Source organism: Streptomyces viridiviolaceus (assembly GCF_014650995.1).
Classification (GTDB): Bacteria; Actinomycetota; Actinomycetes; order Streptomycetales; family Streptomycetaceae; genus Streptomyces; species Streptomyces viridiviolaceus.
On the sequence record NZ_BMWA01000084.1, the window covers coordinates 1 to 1,531 of the forward strand.

A 1,531-nucleotide genomic window follows, 5' to 3' on the forward strand; every position below is an offset into this window, starting at 1 on the left:
ACTGGGGCGGGTTGCCGTGTTTGCGGGAGGGCAGGTCGGCGTGTTTGGTGTGGAGCATCGCGAGGGACGTGATGAGGACCTCGCGGGTCTCGGTGGGGTCGATGACGTCGTCGACGAGGCCGCGTTCGGCCGCGTAGTAGGGGTGCATCAGCTCGGCCTTGTACTCCTTGACCATGCGGGCCCGCATGGCGTCGGGGTCCTCGGCCTCGGCGATCTGGCGGCGGAAGATGACGTTGGCCGCGCCCTCCGCGCCCATCACGGCGATCTCGTTCGTCGGCCAGGCGTAGGTGAGGTCGGCGCCGATCGACTGGCTGTCCATCACGATGTAGGCACCTCCGTACGCCTTGCGCAGGATCAGCGAGATCCTCGGCACCGTCGCGTTGCAGTAGGCGTACAGCAGCTTCGCGCCGTGCCGGATGATTCCACCGTGCTCCTGGTCGACGCCCGGCAGGAAGCCGGGTACGTCCAGAAGGGTGACGATCGGGATGTTGAACGCGTCGCACATCTGCACGAACCGGGCGGCCTTCTCCGACGCCTCGATGTCCAGGACACCGGCCAGGCTCTGGGGCTGGTTGGCGACGATGCCGACGACCTGCCCGTCGAGGCGGGCCAGGGCGCAGATGATGTTGCGGGCCCAGCGTTCGTGGACCTCGAGGTACTCGCCGTCGTCGACGATCTCCTCGATGACCTTGGCCATGTCGTAGGGCCGGTTGCCGTCGGCCGGGACCAGGTCGAGCAGGACCTGTGAGCGGCGGTCGGCCGGGTCGGCGCACTCCACCCGGGGCGGGTTCTCCCGGTTGTTCTGCGGCAGGAGGGAGAGGAGGTAGCGCACCTCGGCGATGCAGGTCTCCTCGTCGTCGTAGGCGAAGTGGCACACGCCGGAGGTCTCGGCGTGCACGTCGGCACCGCCCAGGCCGTTCTGGGTGATCTCCTCGCCGGTGACGGCCTTGACCACGTCCGGGCCGGTGATGAACATCTGGGAGGTGTCACGGACCATGAACACGAAGTCCGTCAGGGCAGGGCTGTAGGCCGCGCCGCCCGCGCACGGGCCCAGCATCACCGAGATCTGCGGGATCACACCCGACGCCCTGGTGTTGCGCTGGAAGATGCCGCCGTACCCGGCGAGCGCGCTGACGCCCTCCTGGATACGGGCGCCGGCACCGTCGTTGAGGGACACCAGCGGCGCACCCGCCGCGATGGCCATGTCCATGATCTTGTGGATCTTGGTGGCGTGGGCCTCGCCGAGGGCGCCGCCGAAGATACGGAAGTCATGGGCGTAGACGAAGACCGTACGGCCCTCCACCGTGCCCCAGCCGGTGACCACACCGTCCGTGTACGGCTTCTTGGCCTCCAGGCCGAACCCGGTCGCCCGGTGCCGGCGCAGCTGCTCGACCTCCCGGAAGGAACCCGGGTCCAGGAGGAGTTCGATACGCTCCCGCGCGGTCAGCTTGCCCTTGGCGTGCTGCGCCTCGGTCGCCCTCTCGCCCGGACCGGCCAGTGCCCGCGCACGGATCTCGTGCAGCTCCGCCAC

At 69.0% G+C, this 1,531-nt stretch carries 1 protein-coding gene; it reads right to left on the reverse strand.

Going from position 1 to position 1,531, the window contains the following annotated elements; all coding sequences use genetic code 11:
* Window positions 1-1,531 (reverse strand): acyl-CoA carboxylase subunit beta (locus IE260_RS40975; protein WP_229881853.1); only part of this gene is annotated, 1,531 nt, incomplete at both ends.